Here is a 25,007-nt window from a genome sequence, read left to right on the forward strand (position 1 = left end):
CCAAAAGGGACACTGATCAGGGACGTTCGGGGTCGAGGACGAAGCCGTACTCGACGGTCTCGCCGTCACCCGACGGCTTCGGGTCGAGCACGAGTTCCGGTTTGACCGCCGAAGCGATGTCGTCGTCGTTGTGCTCGTCGCCGGGGAAGTACAGCTGCGCCGTGAGCAGCTCGTGGCCCGGGGCCGAGACCTTGACGTGCAGATGCGCCGGACGCCACGCGTGCCAGCCCGCCGCGGCGATGAGCTTGCCGCAGGAGCCGTCGGTCGGGATCTGGTACGGCGCCGGGCGCACGGTGTGGATCTCGAACCGGCCATCTGCGTCGGCGGTGAAGCTCGCGCGCAGGTTCCACTCCGGGATGCCCGGCGCGAACTGGGAGTAGAAGCCGTCGGCGTCGGCGTGCCACAGCTCGACCTTCGCGCCGCTCAACGCCGTGCCGTCGGTGGAGGTGACCCGGCCGGTCCAGACGAGCGGGGTACCGGGCTCGTCCTCCCGCATCGGGACCGGGCCGCGGGCGCCCTGCTCGGGCGCGCCGGGCACGTAGTACGGCCCCTCGATGGTGCCCTTGTTGCCCTCGCGGTGTTCGGTGGCGACCTCCTCGACGACGTGCTCCACCCAGACGTCGAGGAACAGCGGCCACTCGCCGTCCTCGCCGACGCCGATCAGCCACGACTTGAGCGCGTTGTACTCGTCGTAGGTGACCTTGTGCTTCCGGATCGTGCCGTGCACCGCCTCCAGCACCTCGCGGGCCAGGAGGCTGACACGCTCCTTGGGCGTTCCGGCAACGCCGGCGAACTTGTCGCTCTTGAACCGTTCCGTCGCGTTGGCGCCGGACGCGGCCGCGGTGGCCGACTCGTGGATGGCGGTCATGAATCCTCCTTGATTCGTGCTGGGAGTCAGTGGTCCTGGCGGTAGTGCCGGAGCTTGTCCGGATCGATTTCGGCACCGAGACCGGCACCGGGACGGACGGTGAGCTCGCCGTCGACGACCCGCAACGGCTCGGTGAGCAGGTCGTCGCTCATGTCGAGGAAGTTCGAGAGCTCGCCGGGGCGGCGGGACGTCAGCTCGTAGGCCGAGCCGAAGGCGACCGTGCACAGCGAGCCGAGCTGACCGTCGATCTGATTGCCCATCACGACTTCCAGGCCGAGTCCTTCGGCGAGGTGGTGGGTGCGCTGCGAACGGGTGAAACCGGTGCGGGCGGTCTTGATGCTGATCGCGGTGGCGGAGCCGCCGAGGATCTCACGGGTGACGTCGGCCGGGGTCACCGCGGATTCGTCGGCGATGAACGGCACGTCGAGCTGCCGCACGAGCCAGCGCCTGCCGAGGACGTCGTCGGCGGGGCACAGCTCCTCGGCGAAGAGCAGCCCGAGGTCGGCCATCTCGCGCATCGCGCGGGCCGATTCGGCGGCGGTCCAGCCGCGGTTCCCGTCGACGTAGAGGTCGACGGCGTCGCCGAAATGCTCCCGCAGCGCGCGCACGACGGCGGTGTCGAGCGATGCCGGACGACGGCCGACCTTGACCTTGAAGGTGGTGATGCCGTGCGTCTCCCGCATCCGCTCGGCCTCGGCGACCATCGCCGACGGCTCGTCGAAGCCGAGCATGTGGGATACGCGCATGCGGTCGGTGTAGCCGCCGAGCAGTTCGGTGACCGACACGTCGAGGCTGCGCCCGAGCGCGTCCCAGACGGCCATGTCGATCGCGGATTTCGCGGTCGGGTTGCCGACCGTGCGGGCGAGCCGGGTGTGCACCGTTTCGCGGTCGAGCAGGCTGAGGCCGACCACCTGCGGGGCGAACAGGGAGTCGATCACCGCGACGATCCCCGCCTGTGTCTCGCCGTAGGTGAACGGCCGCGGGGGCGCTTCGGCCACGCCGACGACGCCGTTGTCGGCGTGCACCCGCACGAGGACGTGCTCGGCGACGTGCACCTCGCCCGAGGCGAACTTCAGCGGTTTCCGGTACGGGATGGCGAACGGGATCGCCTCGACTCGCGTGATCTTCATCAGGTGCCCTCTGCGGTGGGGAAGACGTCCTCGAGCACGTCGAGGACCGTCGTGACGAGCGGGGACGGGGTTTCGCGGTGCCACGCCAGCGCCAGTTCGACGGTCGCCGCTCCGGCGAGGTCGCGGAACACGACACCGGCCAGGGGCAGCGCCCGCGCCGAGGCGGGCACCACGCCGACCCCGAGGCCGCCGGCGACCAGCGCCAGCAGGACCGCGGTCCCGGATGCCTCGTGCAGCTGATGGGGCGTGAGCCCCGCCTCCCGGCAGCTGCGGGCGACGGCGTCGTACACGACGGAGTTGCGCCGGTCGTAGGTCACGAGCGGTTCGGTCCGCAGCTCCGCCATCGTGACGACGGGTTCGGCGGCCAGCCGGTGGTCGGCGGGGACGGCGAGGACCAGCGGCTCGCTCTCGATCACCCGGAAGCCGATGTCGTCCCCGGTGACCGGCGGCCGGAGCACCCCGATGCCCAACGTCCCGATGCGCAGGCGTTCGCACTGCTCGGCGGTCAGGAGATCGGCGCGGATCTCCAGCTCCACATCCGGTACGCGTTGGGCGAGCGCCCTGGCCAGCCGCGGCAGATGGGAGAACGCCGCGGTGCCGGTGAAGCCGACCCGGAGCAGGCCCCGTTTGCCCTCGCCGATCCGGCGGACCCCGCGTACGCCCCCGTCCAGGCCGGCGAGCACGCGCCGCGCTTCGGCCAGGAAGAACTCGCCCGCCGGTGTCACGCGGACCTGCCGGGTCGTCCTGGCCAGCAGGACGACGCCGAGTTCGTCCTCCAGCTGGCGGATGGTGTGCGAGAGCGCGGGCTGCGCGACGTGCAGCCGCTCGGCCGCCCGGCCGAAGTGACAGGTCTCGGCGACGGTGACGAAGTAGCGCAGGTGACGAAGTTCCATGAGACGCCTCCCTCCGTTGCCTCTGCCGCCGATCGGTCCACGGTACGAAGCGGAATCATCGAAGACAAAGACTTGGTTCCGGCTGATTGATAAACAGCGGTTATCAATCGCAGTGTAGTGCGGGAAGGTGCCGTGATGCCGGGGACGCGTCGCGAAAGCCACTTTCGCGACGTCTGATGTCCCGAAAGTGGCTTTCGCGACACCGCCGCTGGGGCTGTCGTGAGTGTTCGGGGACGACACGGACTGGCTGCCCCACGCGCCGCAGGAGCCCAGCGGCTGCCCTCCCAAGTACGTGAAGGCCCCCTTCCTTGCGCCAGGCGCAAGGAAGGGGGCCTTCACGTACTTCAGCGGCGACCCCGCGGACCGGTAACCCCCGTCCTTCCGGTGACGGGCGGCATCGTGTCCGGGAACTCCTTGTCTCCCTTGCTGTCGTGTGACGACCGGGATGAGCGGCTCCGACTCCAGTTCGTCAGCACGGATGAACTTTCCCGTCGCTCTCGTCGTTCCGCACGAATCGGTGGCGCCGGTTCCCGGCATAGCATCCCGGGAACCGCGGCCGACGCTTCCCTGACACGAGGTGGAACATGGCGAAACTTTCCGAAATCGACGCCTGGTTGGACCAGAACCTTTCCGCCCTGCTGGCCGAACACCGGGTTCCCGGTGCTGCCGTCGCGGTCCTCGCCGGCGGCGAGGTGATCGAGCACGCGGCCGGCGTGCTGAACAAGGACACCGGTGTCGAGTCCACAGTGGACTCGTTGTTCCAGATCGGCTCGATCACGAAGGTGTGGACGACGACACTGGTGATGCAGCTCGTCGACGAAGGTCTCCTCGATCTCGACAAGCCGGTCCGCAGCTACCTGCCGGAGTTCGTCCTCGCCGACGAAGACGCGGCGTCGCGGATCACCGTCCGGCAGCTGACCTGCCACACGTCCGGTTTCGAAGGCGACATCTTCACCGACACCGGCGTGGGCGACGACTGCGTGGAGAAGCTGGTCGCGACGCTGTCGGACGTGCCCCAGTTGTTCCCGCCGGGGGAGATGTTCTCCTACAACAACGCCGCCTACTGCGTGCTCGGCCGCGTCGTCGAGGTGCTGCGGGGCAAGTCCTACGACGACTGCCTGCGTGACCATCTGTTCGCGCCGCTGGGACTGACGCACGCGGCGGCCGGGCCGTACGACGCGATCCGGTACCGCGCCGCGATCGGGCACCTCGCGCCGGAGCCGGGCGGCGACCCGCGGCCCGCCGGGATCTGGGCGCTGACCCGGTCGAACGCCCCCGCCGGATCGATGCTCTCGATGCGCCCGCGCGATCTGCTGACCTTCGCGCGGATGCACCTGTCCGAGGGCCGGGCGGACGACGGCACCCAGGTGCTCCGGCCGGAAACCGTGCGATCGATGTGGGAGCGCCAGGTCGAGCTGCCCGACCTCGGCCTGATGGGCGGGGCGTGGGGCCTTGGCTGGATGCTCTTCGACTGGCCGGGCGGCCCGGTGATCGGCCACGACGGCGGCACCATCGGCCAGTCGGCCTTCCTGCGGGTGGTCCCGGGCCGCAACGTCGCGGTCGCCCTGCTCACCAACGGAGGCGAGACGCTCCACCTGTACGCGGACATCTTCCGCAAGGTGCTGGGCGAGCTCGCCGACGTCGAGGTCCCCGCCCTGCCGGAGCCGAACGCGGCGGCGGCCCCGGCCGACCCGTCCCGGTACGTCGGCGAGTACTCGTCGCGCGTCGCCGACACCGTGGTCACCCAGGACGACGACGGCAAGCTGTGGATCGAGCGGGTGCCGAAGGGGGTCATGGCCGCGACGGGCGGGGAAGCCGAGAAGGCGGAGTTGCTGGCCTACAAGGACCACACGCTCGTCGCGGCCTACAAGACCAACCCCGGCCTGCACCTGCCGCACGCGTTCGTCGGCGACGACGGGAACGGGCGGGCGCTGTACCTCCACACCGGGCGCGCCGACCGTCGGGTGAGCCGGTGAGCCGGATCGCCGGCGAGATCGAAGCGGTCTTCGCGGCCGCCGGGGCTCGGGGATTCCTGCACGCGCGGGAGGTCGGCGTCTCCAGCGGGCCCGAAGTCGCGGTGGGCGCGGACGATCCGGTCGTGCTCGCGTCGGTCTTCAAGATCCCGGTCGCCGTCGCCTACGCCAGGGAAGTGGTGGCCGGGCGGCTGGACGAGACCGAGCGGACCCGCGTCACCGCCCGGTACCGGATCGGCGGGATCGGCACCGCGGGCTGTGCGGACGACGTCGAGATGAGCTGGCGCGACCTGGCGCATTTCATGCTGACGATGAGCGACAACGCCGCGACCGACCTCGTCTACCACCGGGTCGGGCAGGAAGCCGTCGACCGGGTGCTCGCCGATCTCGGGCTCGCCAGGACGCGGTTGATCGGCTGCTGCGAAGACCTTTTCGCCTCGGTGATCGCCGATCTCGGCGCGAAACCGGACGACGACCTGGAAGCCGTCTTCGCCGCCGCCACGCCCGAACAGCTGTGGAAGCTCTCGGTGCTCGACCCGGAACGCACGACGGCGTCGACGCCGCGGGAGATCACCGCGCTGCTGGACGCGATCTGGACCGACCGCGCGGGCGACCCGGCCGCCTGCGAACGCGTGCGGAAGACCATGGCGCAGCAGATCTGGCCGCACCGGATTTCGTCCGGTTTCCCCGCCGGGGTGGCGATCGCGGCCAAGACCGGGACGCTTCCCGCCGTCCGTAACGAAGCGGGTGTCGTGTCCGATGTGGACGGTCGTCGGTACGCCGTCGCGGTGTTCACCCGCGCCGAATCCCTCGCCGACCGCCTGCCCGCGGTCGACGCCTCGATCGGCACGGCGGCGCGCCTCGCCGTGGACCACCTTCGCGCATTTTCCGTCGAACCGTAGGAGAACCGCATGAAGACAGCTCGGCTCACCGCCGCCATGGCGGGCGTGGTGGCCTTGACCGTGAGCGCGTGCGGGGGGACATCGCAATCCGGGGAGGACCGGACCGCGAACCAGAAACCGGCCGACGGCAAGACCTTCACGATGGGCCTGCCGACCGATCCGGGGACGCTCGACCCGGCCGTCACCGTACTGTCGATCGCCAGGCAGATCGGGCGGTTCCTCTACGACGGCCTGATCAACCTCGACTCGGCGGGCAAACCGGTCGCGGGGCTGGCGGAGAAATGGGACGCCACGACGACCACGGCGAACTTCACCTTGCGCGACGGGATCAAATGCGCGGACGGTTCGCCGCTGACCGCGCGGGACGTGGCCGCCAACATCGACCACGTCGGCGATCCGGCGACCAAGTCCCCGCTGACCGGGGTCAGTGTCAAAGCGGGGACGAGGGCGGTGGCCGACGACGCCGCCCGGACCGTCACGGTCACCAGCGGGGCGCCGGATTCTTTCCTGCTGCGCAACGTGGCGGCCGTGCCGATCGTCTGCGCCAAGGGGATGGTGGACCGGGCGTCCGTCGCGAAAGGACAGCACGGCACCGGCATGTTCACCATGACCGAGATCGTGCCGAACGACCACTACACCCTCACCCGGCGCAAGGACTACACCTGGGGCCCCGGCGACTGGAAGACCGAACAGCCTGGGCTGCCTGAGAAAGTGGTCTTCCGGGTCGTGCCGAACATGACGACGACGGCGAACCTTCTGCTGTCCGGGGAACTCAGCGCGGCGGCGGTGACCGGACAGGACCAGCAGCGGCTGCGGTCGCAGAAGTTGTTCCACGCCGACGTGATCGTGCCGATGGGCGAGGTGTTCTTCAACCAGGCGCCCGGCAGGCCAGGCCAGGACCTGGCGGTGCGCCGGGCGCTGACCCAGGCGCTCGATTTCGGCCAGATCGGCAAGGTGCTCACCACCGGCAACGGGCAGCCCGCCAAGGGACTCGTCACCGGAGAACCCTTGGCGTGCCCGGGTGATTCGATCAACGGCAAGCTGCCCGCCTTCGACGTCGCCGCCGCGAAGGCCGGGCTCGACGCCGCGGGGTGGACGCCCGGCCCGGACGGAATACGGGTCAAGAACGGCAAACGGCTCGCGCTCACCGTCGTCTACGGCACCCAGGTCGGGCCGACGATGGTCTCGGCCGCGGAGCTGATCCTGCAGTCGTGGAAGAACATCGGGGTCGAGGCGACGATCAAGGCCGTCGACGGTCCCGGTACCAGCCAGGTGCTTTTCGGCACCGGCGAGTGGGAGGTTTCGCTGGCACCGCTGGGATTCGTGCTGCCCAGCCAGGCCATTCCGTTCGTCTCCGGCGCGAAACCGCCGCAGGGCACGAATTTCGCGTACATCGAGAACCCCCGGTACGCCGAGCTCGTCGGCAAGGCGTCGGCGCAGGCGGGCGAATCCGGTTGCGGTGACTGGCTGGCCGCCGAATCCGCGCTGTTCGAACGGCTCGACGTGGTGCCGTTCGTGAATTCGACCGTCCCGACCTTCGCGAACAGCGCGCGGTTCGAGATGAACCAGGGGCAGATCCTGCCCTCGTCGATCCGGATGTACTCCTGATGACGAGCGCCGTCGCGACGGCGGGCCCGAGGACCAGTCCTTGGCTGTCGTTCGGGCTCCGCCGCCTCGGCCGGTTCGCGGTCTCGTTGTGGGTGCTGGTCACCACGGCGTTCCTGATGATCCAGCTGATCCCCGGCGACCCGGTCCGCGCGGCGCTCGGGCTGACCGCGCCCGCCGAGCTGGTGAACGCCCGGCGGGCCGCGCTCGGCCTCGACGATCCGCTCTGGAAGCAGTATGCCGACTATCTCGCCGGTCTCTTCTCCGGCGACTGGGGAACGTCGATGACCACCGGGGTGCCGGTCGCGGACGTCATCGGCGACCGGCTCCCCGCGACGCTGCAACTGGCGTTGCCCGCCTTCGTGGTGGTCATCGCGGTCGCGATCCCGCTTGGCCTGCTGTTCGCCGTGCTGACCAGGGGCGGCCGCCGCCGCGGCGGGGAACTGGCGTTCACCTCGGCGACGGTCCTCCTGGCGGCGATCCCGGAGTTCCTCGTCGCGGTGGCGCTGGTGGCGTTCTTCGCGGTCCGCCTCGGCTGGTTCCCGGTGGCGGGCAGCGAAGCACCGGGCGCGCTCGTGCTCCCGGTGATCGCGCTGGCGCTCGGCCCGGCGTCGGTCCTCTCCCGTATCGTCCGGGTGGAGACGCTTTCCGTGCTGGGCAACGATTTCATCCGCACGGCGCGGGCGAAAAGGCTGCCCGCGCGGCTGGTCTACCTGCGGCACGCGCTGCCGAACGCGCTGACCGCGACCCTGACCATGGGCGGGCTGATGCTGACCGGGATGGTCGCCGGGACGGTGCTGGTGGAGAACGTGTTCGCCTGGCCGGGCCTCGGTTCCACCATCACGCAGTCGATCCTGCAGAAGGACTACCCACAGGTACAGGGAATCGTGCTCGTCTACGGCATCGGTGTCCTGCTGGTGAACCTGGCGGTGGACGTGCTGCTGGCCGTCCTCGATCCGCGTTCGACGATCCGGGAGGACTGAGATGGTGAATCCGCGCGGAGCGAAATGGCTCGCGGCCCTGCGCACCCCGCTGGGCGCGTGCTCGGCCGCGCTGCTGGCGCTGGTGATCGTGCTCGCGGTGCTGGCCCCGATCCTGTGGCAGGACAAGGCTTTCGAGATCGACACGAACGCGATCGGGCAAGGACCGTCGGCGGCGCACTGGCTGGGCACCGACGACCTCGGCCGCGACATCCTCTATCGCGTGCTGGTGGCGACCAGGCTGTCGATCGTGCTGGCGCTGCTCGCCACCGCGCTCGGCGTGGTGACCGGGCTCGTGCTCGGCACGCTGCCCTCGGTGCTGCCCCGTCCGCTCGCCCGGCTGGTGATCGCGGCGGTCAACATCGCGGTCGCCTTCCCAGGGCTGCTGCTGGTGTTGTTCTTCTCGGTCATCTTCGGCGTCGGGACGCACGGCGCCGTGCTGGCGGTCGGTTTCGCGCTGGCACCGGCGTTCGCGCGGCTGGCGCAGACGATGGCCGCTTCGGTGGCGGGACGGGATTTCGTCGCGGCGGCCAGGATCTCCGGCGTCGGCCGGATCCGGTTGCTGTTCCGGCACATCCTGCCCAATATCGGCGAACCGCTGGTGGTCAACGCGACCATCGGCGCCGGCGGGGCACTGCTCGCCTTCGCCGGTCTGTCGTTCCTCGGCATCGGTGTGCAGGCCCCCGAATACGACTGGGGGCGGATCCTCGGCGAAGGACTCAACGGCATCTACGTCAATCCGGCGGCGGCGCTGGCGCCCGGGGTCGCGGTCGTTCTCGCCGGCCTTGCCTTCAACCTGGTGGGGGAGACCGTCGCCGGGGTGATCGGCGTCCGCACGGGGCTGCGGAGATTCGCGCCGCGGCCGGTCGCTCCGGCCAGGGAGGACGCCGCCGAGTCCCGCGACGACGCCGTGCTGGTCGTGGAGAACCTCCAGGTCGCGTTCCCGAACCCGGCGGGCTGGACCGTTCCGGTGCGCGGGGTGGGTTTCACCGTCCACGCCGGTGAGGCCGTCGGTGTCGTCGGCGAGTCGGGTTCAGGGAAGAGCCTGACCGGCCTGGCGGTGTCCCGGCTGGTCGAAGCGCCAGCCGTGGTCACCGCGGACAAGCTCGAATTCGCCGGGAAACCGTTGCTGACGACCCCGGAACGGGAGTCGCGCGGCCTGCTCGGCACCTCCCTGGCGATGGTCTTCCAGGATCCGATGACGTCGTTCAACCCGACCAGGCGGATCGGCCGCCAGCTGGCCGAAGTCGCCGAACAGCATCAAGGTCTCCCGCGTGCCAAGGCCTTCGAGCGCGCGGTGGACCGGTTGCGCGCGGTGCGGATCCCCGCCGCCGAACGGCGGGCGCGGCAGTATCCGCACGAGTTCTCCGGCGGGATGCGGCAGCGCGCGATGATCGGCATGGGCCTGATGGGCGACCCGAAGCTCATCATCGCCGACGAGCCGACCACGGCCCTGGACGTCACCGTGCAGCGGCAGTTGTTGCGCCTGCTGGCGCGGACCAGGGCCGAACGGGACACGGCGATCATCCTGATCAGCCACGACATCGCGGTCGTTTCGCAGACGTGCGAACGGATGCTGGTCATGTACGCGGGCCGGGTGGTGGAGGATCTGCCGACCGGCGGGACACCGCGGCATCCGTACACGCGGGCGTTGCTGGCCGCGACGCTCGACCTCGATACCGATCGCGACGCGCCGCTCGCGGTGATCCCCGGCCGTCCGCCGGAACCGGACCGGGTGCCCGACGGCTGCGCTTTCGCCGACCGGTGCCCGGCGGTGACCGATCGATGCCGTCTCGAAGACCCGGCGCTGGAGCACGTGGAACCCGGGCATCGCGTCGCCTGCTGGTATCCGGCGCCGCTTTCCCAGCCCGTCAAGGAAACCGTGACCGCCGGAGGTGCGGAGTGAGCGATCTCGTCTTCGACGCGGTGAGCGTGCGCTACGGCGGACGGCGCGGGCTCACCGCCGTCGACGGAGTAGCGCTGACCGTCCCTTCCGGACAGGTCGTCGGGCTGGTCGGTGAATCGGGCTCGGGGAAGTCGACGCTGGCGCGTGCCGCTGTCGGGCTCTCGCCGATCAGCGCCGGACGGGTACTGCTTGGCGGTGTGGACGTCCGCGAGCTGCCCCGCCGCCCGCCGCTGCAGATGGTGTTCCAGGATCCGTATTCCTCTTTGGACCCCCGGATGAGTATCGGGGAATCGATCACCGAGGCGATCCCGCGCGGCGTCCTCCCCGGGCGCGCGGCGCGCCGCGACGAGGTCGCCCGGCTGCTGGAGCTGGTCAACCTCGATCCCGAACGGGCAGGCCACCTGCCGGGACGGCTTTCCGGCGGCCAGCGGCAACGGGTGGCGCTCGCCCGCGCGCTGGCCGGGCGGCCCGAAGTGCTGATCGCGGACGAGATCACCTCCGCGCTCGACGTCTCGGTGCAGGGCGCGGTGCTCAACCTCGTGCGGTCCGTGCAACGGCGGCTCGGCCTGTCGATGCTGTTCATCTCGCACAACCTCGCGGTGATCCGCTATCTCAGCGACATCGTCGCCGTGATGTACCTCGGCCGGATCGTCGAGGTCGGCCCGGCCGAACAGGTGCTCACCGACCCGCGGCATCCGTACACGCGTGACCTGCTCGCCGCCGCGCCTTCGGCGACCACGTCACTGCTCGGCACCGGATCGGACGACGTGATCGCCGACGCCGAACCCGCCGACCCGCACCATCCGCCCGGCGGATGCCGCTACCACCCACGCTGCCCGGTCGGCCCGCTCGTGCGCGCCGACCGCGACCTCTGCCTCCGCGTGGATCCCGCCGGCGGAGCGGCACAGCGGCGTCACTCGGCGGCCTGCCACTTCAGCGAAAACGAGCTCACGACCTCCAGAGGAGCCAACGCATCATGACCCGACGTCTCGGTCTCGACGACCTGTACGACATCGCCGTCCCCAGCCGGCCGTCGCTGTCCCCGGACGGTGAGCGGATCGTCTACGTCCTGCGCACCGCGGACCGTGACGAGGACCGGAACGTGCACGCGCTCTGGGAGGTCGGCGCGACCACCGGCGAAGCGCGGCGGCTCACCCGCGGAACCGCCGACCTGGCCCCGAAATGGGCGCCGGACGGTACGCGGATCGCGTTCCTGCGTGCTCAGGACGGGCCGCCGCAGGTGTGGTTCCTGCCGTCGTCGGGCGGGGAGGCCGAGCAGATCACCGAACTCCCGCTCGGGGCGGGCGCGCCGGTCTGGAGCCCGGACGGCGGCAAGATCGCCTTCTCGGCCGCGGTCGACCTGGCAGGCGGGGAAGCCGCGCCGAACGCGCCGGTCGTGGCCGATCGGCTGGACTTCAAGGCCGACGGCGCCGGGCTGATCAAGACCGTCCGCAAGCATCTGCACGTCCTCGACGTCGCCACGCACGAAGTCCGGCAGGTCACCTTCGGGGATTGGCACGCCGGTGACCCGGCTTGGTCGCCCGACGGCACGCACCTCGCCTTCTCGTCCGGACAGGACGGCGACGCCGACCTGACCTTCCGTTCCGGCGCCTACGTTCTCGACGTGACCGCGAAGACCGCCGAGCCACGGCTGGTCGGCTCCGGCGAGGGCATGGCGGGCACGGTCGGCTGGACCGCCGACGGCGGCGCGCTGCTGGTGGTCGGCCGGGCCGACACCCGGGTCGGTCATCTCGGGTTGTGGCGTGTTCCGCTCGACGGCGGGGATCCGGTCGAGCTGACCGCGTCCTTGGATCGCAACGTGATGGCCGGAGGCCCCGGCTATCCGGGAGCCCTGCCGCAGACGACGGAAGACGGAGCCGTGCTGTTCGGTGTCCGGGACCGCGGCTGCACCCATCTGTACGAAGTGGACGGTGACGGCCCGCGTGCGGTATTGGCTGGCGCGGATCGCGTGGTGTCCGGAATGGACACCGCCGCCGGGCGGATCGTGGTCGTCCTGGCGACGGGCGATTCGTTCGGCGAGGTCGCCGTCGTCGACCGGGCCACCGGCGACGTCGACGTTCGCACGAAGCACGGCGCCTCCGTGTCCGAGGTGGAGATTTTCCGTCACGAGGAACGGGAATTCACCATCGGCGACGGCACCGTCGTCCACGGCTGGCTGCTGCGGGACCCGGCGCGATCCGGTGCCGCGCCGCTGTTGCTGGACATCCACGGCGGACCGCACAACGCCTGGAACGGCGCGGCCGACTCGATCCATCTCTATCACCAGGCGCTCGTCGCGCGGGGCTGGGCGGTGCTGCTGATCAACCCGCGGGGCAGCGACGGCTACGGCGAGGACTTCTACACCGCCGCCGTCGGCGGATGGGGCGTCGCGGACGCGGCGGACTTCCTGGAGCCCTTGGATCACCTTGTCGCCGAAGGGATCGCCGACGCGGACCGGCTCGCGGTGGCGGGCTACAGCTACGGCGGTTTCATGACCTGCTTTCTCACCAGCCGCGACAGCCGGTTCGCCGCCGCCGTCGCCGGTGGCGTGGTCAGCGACCTGACCAGCATGGGCGGCACGTCCGACGCCGGGCACTACCTGGCCGTCGGCGAACTCGGCGGTCCGGCGTGGGACAAGGCCAACGAGCGGTTCTCGCCCTTCGCCCAGGTCGAGCGGGTGCGGACGCCGACGCTCGTCATCCAGGGCGCGAACGACGACCGGTGCCCGGTCGGCCAGGCCGAGCAGTGGTTCGGTGCCCTGCGCGCACGGGGCGTCCCGGCACGGCTGGTGCTGTACCCGGACGCTTCGCACCTGTTCATCCTCGACGGGCCGCCGTCGCACCGGCTCGACTTCAACCGGCGCGTCCTCGACTGGGTCGAGCAGTACACGGCGCCGGCCGACGGACCGTCCCGGGTGCCGATCGAGGCCGCGCACTGGCGACGGCGGCTGGCCGAACTGGCCCGCAAGCACCGCGTTCCCGGTGCGGCTCTCGGCATCACCCGGATCGGTGACGACGCCGAGGTGCTGGCGTCCTACGGCGTGCTGAACACGAAGACCGGGGTCGAGGTCACCGAGGACTCGGTGTTCCAGATCGGCTCGATCTCCAAGGTGTGGACCGCGACCGTGGTCATGCGACTGGTCGACGAAGGGCTCCTCGAACTGGACGCGCCGATCGCGGACGTCCTGCCGGAACTACGGCTGGCCGACCCGGGCGTGGCCGGGAAAGTCACCATGCGGCATCTCCTGACGCACACCAGCGGTATCGACGGCGACGTCTTCACCGACACCGGCCGCGGCGACGACTGTCTCGAACGCTACGTCGAAGTCCTCGACCAGGCCGCGCAGAACCACCCGCTCGGCGAGACCTTCTCCTACTGCAACTCGGGTTTCGTGGTCATGGGCCGGGTGATCGAGAAGCTCACCGGGCTGACGTGGGACGCGGCGATGCGGGAGAAACTGTTCGCCCCGCTCGGTCTCACCCACACCGTGACCCTGCCCGAGGAGGCCTTGCTCTTCCGGGCGGCCGTCGGCCACGTGACCGACGGGGACGAGGACCCGGCGCCCGCGCCCGTCTGGGGACTGCCCCGGAGCATGGGGCCCGCCGGGCTGATCACCGCCACGGCGAAGGACGTGCTCGGCTTCGCGCGGTTGCACCTCACCGGCGGGCTGACCCCGGCGGGGGAACGGATCCTGACGACGGACTCGGTCACCGCGATGGCCGCGAAACAGACCGAAATCCCGGACAAGCACTCGCTCGGCGACTCCTGGGGGCTCGGCTGGATCCGCGACACCTGGGGCGGCCAGCGCGTCATCGGTCACGACGGCAACACGATCGGCCAGTCGGCGTTCCTGCGGCTCCTGCCCGACCAGGGGCTCGCCATCACCCTGCTCACCAACGGCGGCAACACGCGAGACCTGTACGTGGAGCTGTACCGGGAGATCGTCGCCGAACTCGCCGACGTGGCGATGCCCCGGCCGCTCGAACCGCCCGCGACCCCGGTCACCGTCGACGGATCGAGGCATGTGGGCGGCTACGAACGGGCGGGCGCGCGGATGGACGTACTGGCCGCCGGGGAAGGGTTGCGGCTGCGGCAGACCGCCACCGGACCGCTCGCCGAACTCCTGCCGGAGAAGACGCAGGAGTTCGAGCTGGTGCCGGTGACCGATTCACTGTTCGTATGCCGTGAGCCGGGGACGCGGACGTGGATGCCGGTCACGTTCTACACGCTGCCGACGGGTGAGCCGTACATGCACTACGGCGTGCGCGCGACGCCGAAGACGGCCTAACCGGCCGTGATGTCCGTGAAGGCCTCCTTCCCTACCCTGAAGGTAGTGAAGGAGGCCTTCACGGACGGGTCAGCTTTCGGCCTTGACGTACAGGCGCACGGTTCCGCCGCGATGGGTGCGGAAATAGTTCTGGAGCTGCGCGCTGCTCGCGACGCATCCGGCGCTGGTGAATTCGTTTTCGCCCGTTCTGGGCAGGACGACGGAACACTGCGCGAGATAGCTGAACTTGTCCGGCCACAGCACGAAGAACGTCGCGGTTCCGGAACCCGTGCCGCCGTTGTTGCGGAAGACCGCGCTCATCGAGCAGGCCTTGTCGTCGCACGGACCGTTCCACTGTGAGGAGCGGACCTGGAAATCGGGCCGGGCGGGCGGCGTCGTCCGGGTGGTGGGCGCCTTCTTCGTGGTCCGCGCCGGTTCGCGGGCGGGCGGCGACGCGGTGGCCCGCGGCACGCTCGTGGCCACGGCGAGCGGCCGTGAAGCCGAGGTTTGGCTGGTGGGGGAGGGCGCGAGGCCCTTCAGCGGATTGAACCCGGTCAGCGTGTTGACGGCCGCCAGAATGGCGAAGACCCCGCTGATCGAGCCGATGATGACGCCCCACTTCTTGTAGTCCGGCTCGTCATCGCTCTTCTTCGACTCGTCCCCCGACATCGCCCCATTCTACGGGCACAGCCCCTTACGACGGAAAGAAGAATTCGGGCGCTCCCAAGTCCCACCCGACTGCCGGAGCCATGATTCACCGGCCTTCTCCCGGGTACCCGAAGATCGAAAACGGAACCGACGAGACAGGAGATACCGTGCACACTTCAACGCTTCGGCAGGTCACCGTGCGCGAAGGACCGTTCGCGTCGGTCTACTTCGACAACTCGCACAACACCGAGGACGCCGCCGCGCGGCTGGACCTGCGCTGGCGGTCGCTCCGCAAGCGGCTGGCCGACGAGGGCGCCGAGGAGCGGACGCTCACCGCGCTCGACGAGGCGGTGTCCGCCGCGCCGCCTTCGGAGGGGACGGCCGGGCGCGCCCTGGTCGCGGAGGGCGGCGAGGTCGTGCTCGACGAGGAGCTCGTGGAGCCGCCGCTCCGCGAGGTCGCCCGGGTCGCGCCGCAGCCGTACCTGCTCCCGCTGCTGCGGCTCACCCCGGCTGTCGTGCCGCATGTCGTGGTGGTCGTGGACAAGACGGGCGCCGATCTGTACGCGGTCGGCGAGGACGGCGCCGAAGAGCGGACCGTCGAGGGCGAGGACCACCCGGTGCACAAGGTGCGCGGCGGTGGCTCGGCCTACTGGAACATCCAGCGTCGCGTGGAGGCCGTCGCCGAACGCAACGCCGCGGAGGTCGCGCGGGAGGCGGTCAAGCTCGCCGACTCCGTCGGCGCCGCGGTGCTGGTGCTCGCGGGCGAGGTGCAGGCGCGGGCGCTGGTGCGCGACGAACTCCCGCCGCGGGGGACCGAGAAGGTCGTCGAGCTCGAAGAAGGCGGCCGGGCGGAAGGGAGCGCGCCGGAGGCGCTCGAGGCCGAGGTGCGGCGAGTGCTGGCGGAGCACGCGGAACGCCGTCGCCAGGACGTGATCGACCGCTTCCGCGCCGGACAGGGGCGCGACGGCGGACTGGCGGTGGACGGGCTCGCCAGGACGACGGCGGCCCTGCGGTCGGCCGCCGTCGAGACGCTGCTGATCGACGGTGAGTCGCTGGCCGACCGGCTCGTCTGGGTCGCGGGCGACCCGACGCAGGTCGCGACCACGAAGGAGGACCTCGACGTTTCGGGGGCCGCCGCGGAGGATCTCAGGCGGTGTCGCGCGGACGAAGCGCTTCCGGCGGCCGTGCTGGCCGAAGGCGCGGATCTCGTCCCCGTCAGCGGTGAGGGCCTGGCCGACGGCGTCGGCGCGATCCTGAGGTTCGCGATCTGACTCAGTGGGCGGCCGTGCCGTCGCGGGTGACCTGGTCCGCGCGGTGAGGTCGGCAGAACGTGCACACGAGGGTCTGCCCGACCTCACCACCGTTGTCGGCGACGAGCCGGGCGACGTGCACCGTGGGGCGGCCACACCGCTCGCATTCGAGTGTCGTGCCGTCGCGGTCGATGACCATGCGGGTGATCATGGGACCTCCTCCAAGGAGCAGTGGCCTGCCGGGTACCCCCACCCGGTTTCGCCCTACCCCGGAGGAGCCCCATGTCACTCGAATGGCGCAGTGCTCAAGTCGTGGCGACGGCGTCCCGTGCCTTCTCGCCGCCGGCCACCGCGCTTTCCCGCGCGCAGTGGGCGCAGCAGAAGAACCGGTCCTCGACCTGGACGCCGTGCCCGACCACGCGGCAACCGCAGTGGTCGCAGATCGGCGCCAGCTGGTGGATGGCGCATTCGAACGAGTCGAAAGTATGCGCCCCTCCATCGACGGTGTGGATCTCGAATGTCTTCTCGTAGTCGTTTCCACAGACTTCGCAGGCGGCCATCGGGCATCCTCCTCGATCTCGCTCCGGTGCCGATGGGCTACCCGGCCCGGTTCTCCGGCAACCACGGACTCGTACATGAATTGAGGCGAAAAGGGGTAATCCACAAGAGGTGATTCGCATGGAGCGACCGGGCCCGATCCGCTGGGTGCAGTACGTCTACGGACGTCGGCTGCCCGAGCGATACCGGGAGTGGGTCCTGCACGACGCGACGGCGCGGACGTGGCTGCTGCGTTTCGCCGCCCGGATCTGTTTCGAGGCGCTGCCGTGGCTCCTGGGCGCGTTCGTACTGCTGGTGACGCTGACGCCGCTCCCGGTGGCGCCGGTGCTGGGCGCGCTCGTGCTGAGCCTCTTCCTCGCCCTGTTCTTCACGATGACCAGCGCGGACGAACTCGCCGAGGTCCGGCTCGGCAAACACGGTTTCCCGCGGGGCACGGGCAAAGCCGTCCGGTCCGCCCGTGGTGGCTCGGGCAGCTGGCCCTGATCGGGCTAGCCCGCGTCGCCAGGGACGACCAGGCCGGATTCGTAGGCGAGCACGACGAGTTGCGCGCGGTCACGGGCGTGGAGTTTGGTCATGGCGCGATTGACGTGGGTCTTCGCGGTCAGCGGGCTGATCACCATGCGGCCGGCGATCTCGTCGTTGGACAGGCCCCGGGCGACCAGGGCGACGGCTTCGCGTTCGCGGTTCGTCAGTTCCTTCAGCCCGCCACCCGTCCCGGCGCCGGGCGGCAGGGTGACGTACCGGTCGATCAGCTTGCGCGTGATCGACGGCGCGAGCAGGGCGTCACCCCGGGCGGCGACGCGGACGGCGTGCAGGAAGTCCTCGGGTTCGATGTCCTTGACCAGGAAACCCGCCGCGCCCGCGCGCAGCGCGTCGAAGACGTACTCGTCCAAGCCGTAGTTGGTCAGGATGACGACGTGCACGCCGGACAGGGCCGGATCGGCGGCGATGCGCCGGGTCGCCTCGATCCCGTCGACCACGGGCATCTGGATGTCGATGAGCGCGATGTCGGGCAGGTGCTTTCTGGCGAGTGCCACGCCGTCGCTCCCGTCGGCGGCTTCGGCGACGACCTCGATGTCGTCCTCGACGTCGAGCAGCGCGCGGAAGCCGCTGCGGAGTAGCGGCTGATCGTCGACGAGCAGGACACGGATCACGACGTTCGCTCCACGGGAAGTTCGGCCTGGACGGAGAAGCCGCCGGCACTCCGTGGTCCGGCGTGGAGACTGCCGCCGAGGGCGGTGACCCGTTCGCGCATACCCAGCAGCCCGACACCGGGCACCGGTGTGGTGTCCGGGGTGGCCCCGCCGTCGTCGTCGACCCGGATGGCCAGAGCGCCGGGCCGGTGGTCGATCCGCACCGACGCGGTCTTGGCCGCGGCGTGCCGGGCGATATTGGTCAGCGACTCCTGAACGATGCGGTACGCGGTGCGGTCCACCGCGGCGGGCAGGTCGTGCCGCTGCCCGCCGACGATCAGCGTCGCGTCCAGACCTGTCGACTTCGCCCGTTCCACCAGATCGGGGATCCCGTCGAGCCCGTGCGGCGGGTGCGTTCCGTCGTCACGCAAGGCCTCCAGGGTCGCCCGCAGTTCCCGGGTCGCCTCGCGACCGGCTTCCCGGATCGCCAGCAAGGATTCCGGCACCGGTTCACCCCGTTTCGTCGCCAGGTGGACGGCGACTTCGGCCTGCACCTTGATGACGGAGATCTGGTGGGTGAGCGAGTCGTGCAGCTCCCGCGCGATGTGCAGGCGCTCCTCGTCGGCCCGCCGCCGCGCGGTCTCCTCGCGCGTGCGTTCGGCCTCGTCGGCCCGGCTTTCGGCCTGTCTCAGCGCTTCACCCGCCGCACCGGCGGCGATCAGCCAGGCCAGCTGGAGCGCGTCCCGGCTCTGCGCGAGCGCCTCGCTCACGGTGACGGCGTTGGCGGAGGCCAGGAGCACCAGCGGGAGCGCGGCGATCATGAACAGCGAGCCCGCGACGGCGACGATCCGGTGACCGGCCCGGACGGCGGCGTAGACCGCGACCAGATAGGCGACGACGGGAACATCGAAACCGAGGGCCTGGTATCCCAAGGCGCACACCCCGGCCACGGCCAGCACCGTGATCGGCGCCCGCCGGTGCGCGGCGAGCGCCAGGCCACCGGCGACCAGCAGCACGTGGCCCAGCGGGTCGAGGCTCGTCGTGGAGTCCACACCGGACAGTCCCGTGACGAGCAGGACCGCCGTCACCCCGGCGGCGATCACCCAGTCCCAGACCCTGCTCATGCGTGCACCCTAGCCAGCCGCCCGCCGGAGCGACTCGTCCGCGCGGACCATCCGCGGACTACCGCGGACGTGGTAGTCCGCGCTCTCCTGCGGCATCGGCGGTAGCCCGGATTGTCCGCGTTCGCCGGACGACCGACGCGATCCCGGCGGACACCATCCAGGGTGACCCAGTCATCGAACGAAGGAGCACCCCATGTCGGTCCATCTGCTGGCCGAGCCGATCGCCGCCGCCTCCCTGACCTCAGGCCGTCTCTGGTCCTTGGTGGCCGCGCTGGCCGGCGTGATCGGGTTGATCGCCGGAGGCTTGGCCCTCGCTCGCAAGCGCTCCGGCGACTCCCGGCGCGGGACCTTCGTGGCGCTCACGGCGGGGCTGCTCGGGATGGCGGGCGGTGGTTACGTCGTGGCCGCCGCCGAGGGTGGTCCCGGCACCGGCTACGGAATCGTCGGCGGGTTCATCGCGCTGGTGCTCGGGCTGCTCGCCACGATCGTCGGATGGCTCGCCCTCTCACGCGCCCGCCGTGTGGCCTGAAGACCTACCGCGGTTGCGCGGAATGGCGCTTTCGCGTGATCAGTCGGACGACACGCGTGATCAGTCGGACGGCGCGTGTGTTCCTGCGGACGGCACGTGGCGGAATCCGGCCGCGGTCGTGTCGTCCGTCCAATCACGCGTGTCGTCTGTCTGATCACGCGTGTCGTCCATGCGGGGCTCGCTCTGCCGGTGTTTCTTGCTCGCCGGGTCTGGCTGGGCGCTTGCCCGGGGGTCGCGAAAGCCACTTTCGGGACATCAGACGTCCCGAAAGTGGCTTTCGCGACACCGCCTCCAGCGCGGAAGCAGTGGCTCCCGGGCAGGAACCTCAGTGATGCGCCGGATAGCGGGCGCGAAGTTCGTCCGCGGTCTTGCCTTCGGTCAGTTGGAGGAGGTACGCGTCCACCGGGGCGTCGGAGCTGAGCTCGGTGAAGTTCCGGTGGACGATCGCTTCGACCTCCTCGCGACCGGCGGGAAAGCGCTCGGTCAGCGCGTCGATCAGTTTCTCGAGGTTTTCGTCGCTGGGCGGCAGGTGCGGCGGGTCAGCGGTCATGACAACTCCACGATCTCGGGAGACGGCACCTCACGACGGTAACCGCCCCGCACGCCGAGGTCTAGATACATCAACCCGTATTGATGTATCTTCACCGCGTGGCGACCGCCGAGATGTCCGATCCGCCGCCGTTCGTGCGGCTGGCGAGTGATCCGCTGCGCTGGCGGCTGCTGCGCGAGTTGTCGCACGGCGACCGCCGGGTGCGCGAGCTGGTGGAACTGGTCGGCCAGCCGCAGAACCTGGTGTCCTATCACCTGCGCAAGCTGCGGGCGGCGGAGCTGGTCAAGGCGCGGAGAAGCAGTTTCGACGGCCGCGACACCTACTATCACCTGGATCTGGGGCGGTGTGCGGACGCGCTCGCCCAGGCGGGAGGCTCGCTGCATCCCGCTCTCGTACCGGATCCGGCGGACGCGAAGGCCACCGGTTCCCGGCTCAAGGTGCTGTTCGTGTGCACCGGCAACAGTGGACGGTCGCCGATGGCCGAGGCGCTGCTGCGGCACCGGGCCGGTCCGTCGGTCGAGGTGGCCAGCGCGGGCAGCCATCCGAAACCGCTGCATCCGGACGCGGTGCGCGTCATGGCCGAGCGCGGCATCGTCCTCGACCATGAACCGTCCCATGTGGACGGTCTCCGGAACAGGCGATTCCATTGGGTGATCAGCCTTTGCGACCGGGTCCGCGAGGTCTGCCCGGAGTTCCCCGGGCATCCGCGCGTCGTCCATTGGAGCCTGCCGGACCCGGCGCGGGAGATCGACGACACGGGCGAGACCTATCCGGCGTTCCGTCGCCTCGCCGCCGAACTGGACCGCCGGATCGGGTTCCTGACCGCCCAGCTGAAGAACCGGTACGACGAGGTGAAGAGGACATGACTTCGGATCTGGTGAGTGTGCGTTATCTGGTCGACGACGTCGCGGCGGCCGTCGAGTTCTACACCGGGCACCTGGATTTCACCGTGCGTTCGAGTGTGCTGCCCGCGTTCGCGGACGTGGTGCGCGGGAATCTCCGGCTGCTGCTCAGCGGTCCGGCGAGTTCGGCGGGCCGTCCGATGCCGGACGGCACGAAACCGGCGCCGGGCGGCTGGAATCGCATCCATCTCCTCGTCGAGGACATCGACGCCGAGGTCACCAGGCTGCGTGCGGCGGGCGTCGAGTTCCGCAGTGACGTCGTGACCGGGCCGGGCGGTCGTCAGATCGTTTTCGACGACCCGGCGGGCAATCCGGTCGAGCTGTTCCAGCCGGCGGCCCGGTGACATCGCACGGCGAACAGGAGCCCGCGATGCCGCACAAGTCCACTCAGGACGCCGGCCTGGGAACCGTCCTCCGGGAATGGGGCCGGATCGGCTGCATCGGTTTCGGTGGCCCGCCGACGCATATCGCCCTGCTGCGCAAGTTGTGCGTGCAACGCCGGGGCTGGCTGTCGGATCAGGAGTTCGAGGACGCGATCGCCGCCTGCAACCTGCTGCCCGGCCCGGCGTCGACCCAGCTGGCGATCTTCACCGCGTGGCGGGTGCGCGGCCGCGCGGGGGCGCTGGTCGGCGGCGCGGCGTTCATCGTGCCCGGCCTCGTCGTGATCTTGGCGCTGGCCGCGCTGTTCCTCACCGGTTCGCCGCCAGCATGGGTCCGCGGCGCCGGAGCGGGAGCGGGTGCGGCGGTCGCCGCCGTCGCGGTGCACGCGGGCGTCGGCCTGATCCCGGCGGGGTGGCGGCGCGCGGCCACCACGGGGCGCGTGCGCTGGGCGCTGTACGTCGTCGCGGGTGTCGCGTCGGCCGCCTTCCTCGGTCCGTGGCTGGTGCTCGTCCTGCTGGGCTGCGGCCTGATCGAGCTGACCGTGAACCGCGCACGCCGCGGCGAGTCCACCGCCGCGCTGTTCGCCGTCCCCGTCCAATCCTTGGCCGCCGCGGCCGCGGGTGCCGGGGTGTTCGCGTCGGTGGCGTGGGTGGCGCTCAAGGTCGGGATGCTGTCCTACGGCGGCGGTTTCGTGATCATCCCGCTCATGCAGGACGACGCGGTGAACACCTACGGCTGGATGACCGCGGGGGAGTTCCTCAACGCGGTCGCGCTCGGCCAGGTCACCCCGGGGCCGGTCGTGCAGACCGTCGCCGTCGTCGGCTACGCGGCGGCGGGGCTCGCCGGCGGCCTCCTCGCCTCGCTGGTCGCCTTCGCCCCGTCGTTTCTCTTCATTCTCTTCGGTGCCAAGCATTTCGACCGGCTCCGCGGCAACCCGAACGTGCGGGCGTTCCTCGACGGCGCAGGCCCGGCCGCCGTCGGGGCCATCCTCGGCTCGGCGGTCCCGCTCGCGCTCAGCCTGACCCAGGCATGGCAGTACGCCGTACTCGCCGGTGCCGGGGTCCTGCTGTTCGTGTTACGGCGCGGAGTGGTGACCACGATCCTGGTCGCGGCGGGTGCCGGAACCGTTCTCGCGCTGGCGGGAGCGCTCCTGCCGAGTTAGCCCAGCCCGCGGGTGGTGACGACCCGCGCGTTGCCGTCGGCCAGGTGGTACGACAGCCCGGCGACGGCGGTCTCGCCTGCCTCGATCTTGTCGGCGAGCAGCCTGGAGCGGTCGACGAGGAGGTCGACGGTGTGGCGGATGTGCTCGTCGATGATGTCGTCGTTCTCGGTGAGCCCGGCGGCCTGGGCGGCGAGCACACTCGGGGTGACCCGCTCGATGACGTCGCGGACGAAGCTGTTGGTGCCGAGTCCGCCGGTCAGCGCCGCGCGGGTCGCGGCGACGGCGCCACAGGAGTCGTGGCCGAGGACGACGACCAGGGGAGCCTTGAGGATGCTGACGGCGTACTCGATGCTGCCCAGCACCTCCGAACCGGCGACGTGGCCGGCGGTGCGGACGACGAACAGGTCGCCGAGCCCGCGGTCGAAGATGATCTCGGCGGCCAGTCGCGAGTCGGAACAGCCGAAGAGGACGGCGAAAGGGCTCTGTTCGGGAGCGGTTTCGGCGCGGCGTACCGCGTCCTGGTTCGGGTGTTCCGGGGTTCCGGCGACGAAACGCCGGTTACCGGAGAGCAGAAGGTCGAAGGCCTCGGAAGGGGTCGGCGGCGCGTCGCTCATGATCGGGACATTACCGGGTGGCGGTATGACGGGCAGCTCACCGGACGCACGTCACAGATCGAGCCGCGCGGAGACGGCGCGCATGGCGCGGCCGACGGCCTGGAGGTCTTCGGGCGCGATCACGTCCACGAAGTGGTCGCGAACCGTGCGGAGGTTGTCCGGCGCCGCGCGCAGCAGGGTCTCGTACCCCTTGTCGGTGAGCCGCGCCCGCACACCACGGCCGTCGTCGGCGGTCGATTCCCGCTGGACCAGGCCCCGGCTTTCCAGCCCGCCGACGCGGTGCGACAGCCGGCTGCGCGAGTAGTACGCCGATTTCGCCAGGTCCGCCATGCGCATCGACCGGCCGGTGGCTTCGGACAGCCGCACGAGGAGTTCGAACTCGGCCAGCGAAAGGCCGTGCTCCTCGCGCAGCCGCCGGTCGAGCAGGTCGATGAAGCGCACGGAGCCTTCGATGAACGCACGCCAGTCGCGCTGCTGTTCCGGGTCGAGCCAGTCGGTCACGGCACACACCGTAACAGTTGACGGCTTCAACCACTTCGGGCTAGCTTTGGTTGAAGACTTCAACTAGATGGGAACGAGATGGCGAACGAAGCCTGGGTGATGCAGGAGAAGGACGCGGAAGTCATCGAGAAGCCCGCGTTGTGGTTGCTGGCCGACGGCGAGCACACGGGCGGGTTTCTCGGCGCCAACCGGTTGTCGCTCCGAGCCGGGGAACCCGGCACGAAACCGCACTACCACGAGAAATCCGCGGAGGCCTTCTACGTGCTGGAAGGGGCGCTGCGCATGCTGGTGGGCACGGAAACGGTCACGGTCGAGCGAGGGGGATACGTGGTGATCCCGCCGGGCGTGCGGCACGCGTTCGCCGCGCCGCCGGACCGGGCCGCGGACGTCCTCATCACGCTGGCGCCGGGCGTCGACCGGTTCGGCTATTTCCGCGTCCTGCCCGAGATCCTGCGCGGGAACGTCGCGCCGGAGGAAGTCGAGCGCCTGCACGAGCGGTACGACGTCCACTTCGTCGACGCGCCGGAGTGGGACACGGCCTAGCCGATGCCGCCTAGCCGATACGGAGCCGCCGCGTCGCCTCTTCGTCGATGCTGACCCTCCTGACCGACCCGACGCCGCCCGATCCGGTGAGCACCATCGCGGCGAGCAGGAGGGGGAACAGCAGGGTGCGCACGACCATGGCCCAGCAGGCCGCCGCGCCGATCCGCCCGCCGTCCTTGATCCGGACGAGCCGGGTCCCGGTGAACGCGGCGCCGAGCACGCGGCCGTCGCCGAAGAACAGGCCATAGAGCACCGGGACACCGATCAGCAGGCCGAGCAGCGTCAGCAGCGCCGCGCTGTCGGGGATCACCCTGTTCCGGGTGGCGACCGCGAACACGACGAAACCGATCGCCGTGCCCAGGAGGTAGACGGCGAAATCCACCAGCCAGGCCAGGAACTCGGCCCACCCGCCGGCCGACACGTACAGGGTCCCGTCGTCGAACTTGGCGAGTCGTTTCGCGACCTTCGGGCCGAGGGTGCGTTCGACCTGTTCCCTCGCGGCGGTGAGCTGGTCGGTCATCGAGTGCCCCCACGTGTCTCTCCGGTCCGGGGCATTATGCGGCGCGGGCCCGGCTGTGGTGCGAACAG

General features: G+C 70.5%; 26 protein-coding genes. 14 read left to right on the forward strand and 12 right to left on the reverse strand.

Features of this window, described 5'->3' with window-relative positions:
• Positions 1–16: 16 nt before the first annotated feature.
• The 3 genes from catA to NQK81_RS39930 are packed head-to-tail and all read right to left on the reverse strand — an operon-like array spanning position 17 to position 2,891.
• On the reverse strand, positions 17–868 hold the full coding sequence (gene catA, locus NQK81_RS39920) for a catechol 1,2-dioxygenase (RefSeq protein WP_257485617.1): 852 nt from the start codon (positions 866–868) through the stop codon (positions 17–19).
• A gap of 26 nt (positions 869–894) precedes the next feature.
• The gene (locus NQK81_RS39925) at positions 895–1,998 is read right to left on the reverse strand and encodes a mandelate racemase/muconate lactonizing enzyme family protein (RefSeq protein ID WP_257485618.1); all 1,104 of its coding nucleotides are present in this window, start codon (positions 1,996–1,998) and stop codon (positions 895–897) included.
• Entirely contained in the window at positions 1,998–2,891 is an 894-nt protein-coding gene (locus NQK81_RS39930) for a LysR substrate-binding domain-containing protein (protein ID WP_257485619.1), read from the reverse strand. Before NQK81_RS39930 ends, NQK81_RS39925 begins: the two co-directional genes overlap by 1 nt.
• Positions 2,892–3,475: 584 nt before the next feature.
• Between NQK81_RS39930 and NQK81_RS39935 the strand changes: the two genes are divergently transcribed.
• From NQK81_RS39935 to NQK81_RS39965, 7 genes are read left to right on the forward strand one after another with little or no spacing between them, the layout of a single operon-like run.
• Positions 3,476–4,867, forward strand: a complete 1,392-nt coding sequence (locus NQK81_RS39935; RefSeq protein ID WP_257485620.1) for a serine hydrolase domain-containing protein — start codon at positions 3,476–3,478, stop codon at positions 4,865–4,867.
• Entirely contained in the window at positions 4,864–5,766 is a 903-nt protein-coding gene (locus tag NQK81_RS39940; protein WP_257485621.1) for a serine hydrolase, read from the forward strand. The genes NQK81_RS39935 and NQK81_RS39940 overlap by 4 nt, the downstream gene beginning before the upstream one ends.
• A gap of 9 nt (positions 5,767–5,775) precedes the next feature.
• Complete coding sequence (locus NQK81_RS39945) at positions 5,776–7,374, forward strand: ABC transporter substrate-binding protein (protein WP_257485622.1); 1,599 nt, start codon at positions 5,776–5,778, stop codon at positions 7,372–7,374.
• Complete coding sequence (locus tag NQK81_RS39950; RefSeq protein ID WP_257485623.1) at positions 7,374–8,354, forward strand: ABC transporter permease; 981 nt, start codon at positions 7,374–7,376, stop codon at positions 8,352–8,354. The genes NQK81_RS39945 and NQK81_RS39950 overlap by 1 nt, the downstream gene beginning before the upstream one ends.
• Position 8,355: 1 nt before the next feature.
• Complete coding sequence (locus tag NQK81_RS39955; RefSeq protein ID WP_257485624.1) at positions 8,356–10,257, forward strand: dipeptide/oligopeptide/nickel ABC transporter permease/ATP-binding protein; 1,902 nt, start codon at positions 8,356–8,358, stop codon at positions 10,255–10,257.
• A complete protein-coding gene (locus tag NQK81_RS39960) occupies positions 10,254–11,237 on the forward strand; it encodes an ABC transporter ATP-binding protein (RefSeq protein WP_257485625.1) in 984 nt (327 codons plus the stop codon). The genes NQK81_RS39955 and NQK81_RS39960 overlap by 4 nt, the downstream gene beginning before the upstream one ends.
• A complete protein-coding gene (locus NQK81_RS39965) occupies positions 11,234–14,545 on the forward strand; it encodes a serine hydrolase (RefSeq protein ID WP_257485626.1) in 3,312 nt (1,103 codons plus the stop codon). Before NQK81_RS39960 ends, NQK81_RS39965 begins: the two co-directional genes overlap by 4 nt.
• A gap of 69 nt (positions 14,546–14,614) precedes the next feature.
• Here NQK81_RS39965 and NQK81_RS39970 read toward each other — a convergent pair whose 3' ends face one another.
• Positions 14,615–15,193 (reverse strand): hypothetical protein, encoded by a 579-nt coding sequence (locus NQK81_RS39970; protein ID WP_257485627.1) that lies wholly within the window; start codon positions 15,191–15,193, stop codon positions 14,615–14,617.
• A gap of 146 nt (positions 15,194–15,339) precedes the next feature.
• Here NQK81_RS39970 and NQK81_RS39975 point away from each other — a divergent pair, with 146 nt between their 5' ends.
• Positions 15,340–16,443: an Rv2629 family ribosome hibernation factor gene (locus tag NQK81_RS39975; protein ID WP_257485628.1), complete on the forward strand. Its 1,104-nt coding sequence runs from the start codon at positions 15,340–15,342 to the stop codon at positions 16,441–16,443.
• A 1-nt stretch (position 16,444) separates the two neighbouring features.
• Here NQK81_RS39975 and NQK81_RS39980 read toward each other — a convergent pair whose 3' ends face one another.
• On the reverse strand, positions 16,445–16,633 hold the full coding sequence (locus NQK81_RS39980; RefSeq protein WP_126735966.1) for a hypothetical protein: 189 nt from the start codon (positions 16,631–16,633) through the stop codon (positions 16,445–16,447).
• 94 nt (positions 16,634–16,727) lie between these two features.
• Positions 16,728–16,982 (reverse strand): metallothionein, encoded by a 255-nt coding sequence (locus tag NQK81_RS39985; protein ID WP_257485629.1) that lies wholly within the window; start codon positions 16,980–16,982, stop codon positions 16,728–16,730.
• Positions 16,983–17,100: 118 nt separating this feature from the next.
• Between NQK81_RS39985 and NQK81_RS39990 the strand changes: the two genes are divergently transcribed.
• Positions 17,101–17,463 carry a DUF5313 family protein gene (locus NQK81_RS39990; protein WP_257485630.1) on the forward strand — a complete coding sequence of 121 codons (363 nt, stop codon included), beginning with the start codon at positions 17,101–17,103 and terminating at the stop codon, positions 17,461–17,463.
• 5 nt (positions 17,464–17,468) lie between these two features.
• Here the strand turns inward: NQK81_RS39990 and NQK81_RS39995 are convergent, their stop codons facing one another.
• Together NQK81_RS39995 and NQK81_RS40000 are read right to left on the reverse strand one after the other, a co-directional pair.
• The gene (locus NQK81_RS39995) at positions 17,469–18,134 is read right to left on the reverse strand and encodes a response regulator (protein ID WP_257485631.1); all 666 of its coding nucleotides are present in this window, start codon (positions 18,132–18,134) and stop codon (positions 17,469–17,471) included.
• The gene (locus tag NQK81_RS40000; protein ID WP_257485632.1) at positions 18,131–19,237 is read right to left on the reverse strand and encodes a sensor histidine kinase; all 1,107 of its coding nucleotides are present in this window, start codon (positions 19,235–19,237) and stop codon (positions 18,131–18,133) included. Before NQK81_RS40000 ends, NQK81_RS39995 begins: the two co-directional genes overlap by 4 nt.
• Before the next feature lie 193 nt (positions 19,238–19,430).
• On the opposite strand from NQK81_RS40000, the gene NQK81_RS40005 reads away from it, so the two are divergent.
• Positions 19,431–19,766: a DUF6223 family protein gene (locus NQK81_RS40005; RefSeq protein WP_257485633.1), complete on the forward strand. Its 336-nt coding sequence runs from the start codon at positions 19,431–19,433 to the stop codon at positions 19,764–19,766.
• A gap of 325 nt (positions 19,767–20,091) precedes the next feature.
• On the opposite strand, the gene NQK81_RS40010 is transcribed toward NQK81_RS40005, so the two are convergent.
• Positions 20,092–20,316 carry a three-helix bundle dimerization domain-containing protein gene (locus tag NQK81_RS40010; RefSeq protein WP_192741410.1) on the reverse strand — a complete coding sequence of 75 codons (225 nt, stop codon included), beginning with the start codon at positions 20,314–20,316 and terminating at the stop codon, positions 20,092–20,094.
• An 83-nt stretch (positions 20,317–20,399) separates the two neighbouring features.
• Here NQK81_RS40010 and NQK81_RS40015 point away from each other — a divergent pair, with 83 nt between their 5' ends.
• The 3 genes from NQK81_RS40015 to chrA are packed head-to-tail and all read left to right on the forward strand — an operon-like array spanning position 20,400 to position 22,761.
• Positions 20,400–21,182, forward strand: coding sequence for an arsenate reductase/protein-tyrosine-phosphatase family protein (locus NQK81_RS40015; RefSeq protein WP_371878834.1), 783 nt, complete (start codon positions 20,400–20,402; stop codon positions 21,180–21,182).
• The gene (locus tag NQK81_RS40020; RefSeq protein ID WP_257485635.1) at positions 21,179–21,562 is read left to right on the forward strand and encodes a VOC family protein; all 384 of its coding nucleotides are present in this window, start codon (positions 21,179–21,181) and stop codon (positions 21,560–21,562) included. The genes NQK81_RS40015 and NQK81_RS40020 overlap by 4 nt, the downstream gene beginning before the upstream one ends.
• A 26-nt stretch (positions 21,563–21,588) precedes the next feature.
• Positions 21,589–22,761: a chromate efflux transporter gene (gene chrA / locus NQK81_RS40025; RefSeq protein ID WP_257485636.1), complete on the forward strand. Its 1,173-nt coding sequence runs from the start codon at positions 21,589–21,591 to the stop codon at positions 22,759–22,761.
• Here chrA and NQK81_RS40030 read toward each other — a convergent pair.
• Entirely contained in the window at positions 22,758–23,375 is a 618-nt protein-coding gene (locus tag NQK81_RS40030) for a carbonic anhydrase (RefSeq protein ID WP_257485637.1), read from the reverse strand. The two genes, chrA and NQK81_RS40030, sit on opposite strands and share 4 nt — an antisense overlap.
• 51 nt (positions 23,376–23,426) lie before the next feature.
• Positions 23,427–23,876 carry a MarR family winged helix-turn-helix transcriptional regulator gene (locus NQK81_RS40035; RefSeq protein ID WP_257485638.1) on the reverse strand — a complete coding sequence of 150 codons (450 nt, stop codon included), beginning with the start codon at positions 23,874–23,876 and terminating at the stop codon, positions 23,427–23,429.
• A gap of 78 nt (positions 23,877–23,954) precedes the next feature.
• Here NQK81_RS40035 and NQK81_RS40040 point away from each other — a divergent pair, with 78 nt between their 5' ends.
• Positions 23,955–24,419 carry a cupin domain-containing protein gene (locus NQK81_RS40040; protein WP_257485639.1) on the forward strand — a complete coding sequence of 155 codons (465 nt, stop codon included), beginning with the start codon at positions 23,955–23,957 and terminating at the stop codon, positions 24,417–24,419.
• 10 nt (positions 24,420–24,429) lie between these two features.
• Here the strand turns inward: NQK81_RS40040 and NQK81_RS40045 are convergent, their stop codons facing one another.
• Positions 24,430–24,939 (reverse strand): hypothetical protein, encoded by a 510-nt coding sequence (locus NQK81_RS40045; protein ID WP_257485640.1) that lies wholly within the window; start codon positions 24,937–24,939, stop codon positions 24,430–24,432.
• Positions 24,940–25,007 lie beyond the last annotated feature (68 nt).

It is taken from the genome of Amycolatopsis roodepoortensis (assembly GCF_024628825.1).
In the GTDB taxonomy this organism is placed as follows: Bacteria; Actinomycetota; Actinomycetes; order Mycobacteriales; family Pseudonocardiaceae; genus Amycolatopsis; species Amycolatopsis roodepoortensis.

Excerpts from the sequence above, each read along its gene's own strand:
- NQK81_RS39925 (WP_257485618.1), bottom strand. The coding sequence starts at position 1,998 with ATGAAGATCACGCGAGTCGAGGCGATCCCGTTCGCCATCCCGTACCGG.
- NQK81_RS39980 (WP_126735966.1), bottom strand. The coding sequence starts at position 16,633 with ATGATCACCCGCATGGTCATCGACCGCGACGGCACGACACTCGAATGC.
- NQK81_RS40040 (WP_257485639.1), top strand. The coding sequence starts at position 23,955 with ATGGCGAACGAAGCCTGGGTGATGCAGGAGAAGGACGCGGAAGTCATC.
- NQK81_RS39965 (WP_257485626.1), top strand. The coding sequence starts at position 11,234 with ATGACCCGACGTCTCGGTCTCGACGACCTGTACGACATCGCCGTCCCC.
- NQK81_RS40005 (WP_257485633.1), top strand. The coding sequence starts at position 19,431 with ATGTCGGTCCATCTGCTGGCCGAGCCGATCGCCGCCGCCTCCCTGACC.
- NQK81_RS40015 (WP_371878834.1), top strand. The coding sequence starts at position 20,400 with ATGTATCTTCACCGCGTGGCGACCGCCGAGATGTCCGATCCGCCGCCG.
- NQK81_RS39945 (WP_257485622.1), top strand. The coding sequence starts at position 5,776 with ATGAAGACAGCTCGGCTCACCGCCGCCATGGCGGGCGTGGTGGCCTTG.
- NQK81_RS39930 (WP_257485619.1), bottom strand. The coding sequence starts at position 2,891 with ATGGAACTTCGTCACCTGCGCTACTTCGTCACCGTCGCCGAGACCTGT.
- chrA (WP_257485636.1), top strand. The coding sequence starts at position 21,589 with ATGCCGCACAAGTCCACTCAGGACGCCGGCCTGGGAACCGTCCTCCGG.
- NQK81_RS39990 (WP_257485630.1), top strand. The coding sequence starts at position 17,101 with ATGGAGCGACCGGGCCCGATCCGCTGGGTGCAGTACGTCTACGGACGT.
- NQK81_RS40020 (WP_257485635.1), top strand. The coding sequence starts at position 21,179 with ATGACTTCGGATCTGGTGAGTGTGCGTTATCTGGTCGACGACGTCGCG.
- NQK81_RS39955 (WP_257485624.1), top strand. The coding sequence starts at position 8,356 with ATGGTGAATCCGCGCGGAGCGAAATGGCTCGCGGCCCTGCGCACCCCG.
- NQK81_RS40030 (WP_257485637.1), bottom strand. The coding sequence starts at position 23,375 with ATGAGCGACGCGCCGCCGACCCCTTCCGAGGCCTTCGACCTTCTGCTC.
- NQK81_RS39970 (WP_257485627.1), bottom strand. The coding sequence starts at position 15,193 with ATGTCGGGGGACGAGTCGAAGAAGAGCGATGACGAGCCGGACTACAAG.
- NQK81_RS40045 (WP_257485640.1), bottom strand. The coding sequence starts at position 24,939 with ATGACCGACCAGCTCACCGCCGCGAGGGAACAGGTCGAACGCACCCTC.
- NQK81_RS39985 (WP_257485629.1), bottom strand. The coding sequence starts at position 16,982 with ATGGCCGCCTGCGAAGTCTGTGGAAACGACTACGAGAAGACATTCGAG.
- NQK81_RS40010 (WP_192741410.1), bottom strand. The coding sequence starts at position 20,316 with ATGACCGCTGACCCGCCGCACCTGCCGCCCAGCGACGAAAACCTCGAG.
- NQK81_RS39935 (WP_257485620.1), top strand. The coding sequence starts at position 3,476 with ATGGCGAAACTTTCCGAAATCGACGCCTGGTTGGACCAGAACCTTTCC.
- NQK81_RS40000 (WP_257485632.1), bottom strand. The coding sequence starts at position 19,237 with ATGAGCAGGGTCTGGGACTGGGTGATCGCCGCCGGGGTGACGGCGGTC.
- NQK81_RS39950 (WP_257485623.1), top strand. The coding sequence starts at position 7,374 with ATGACGAGCGCCGTCGCGACGGCGGGCCCGAGGACCAGTCCTTGGCTG.
- catA (WP_257485617.1), bottom strand. The coding sequence starts at position 868 with ATGACCGCCATCCACGAGTCGGCCACCGCGGCCGCGTCCGGCGCCAAC.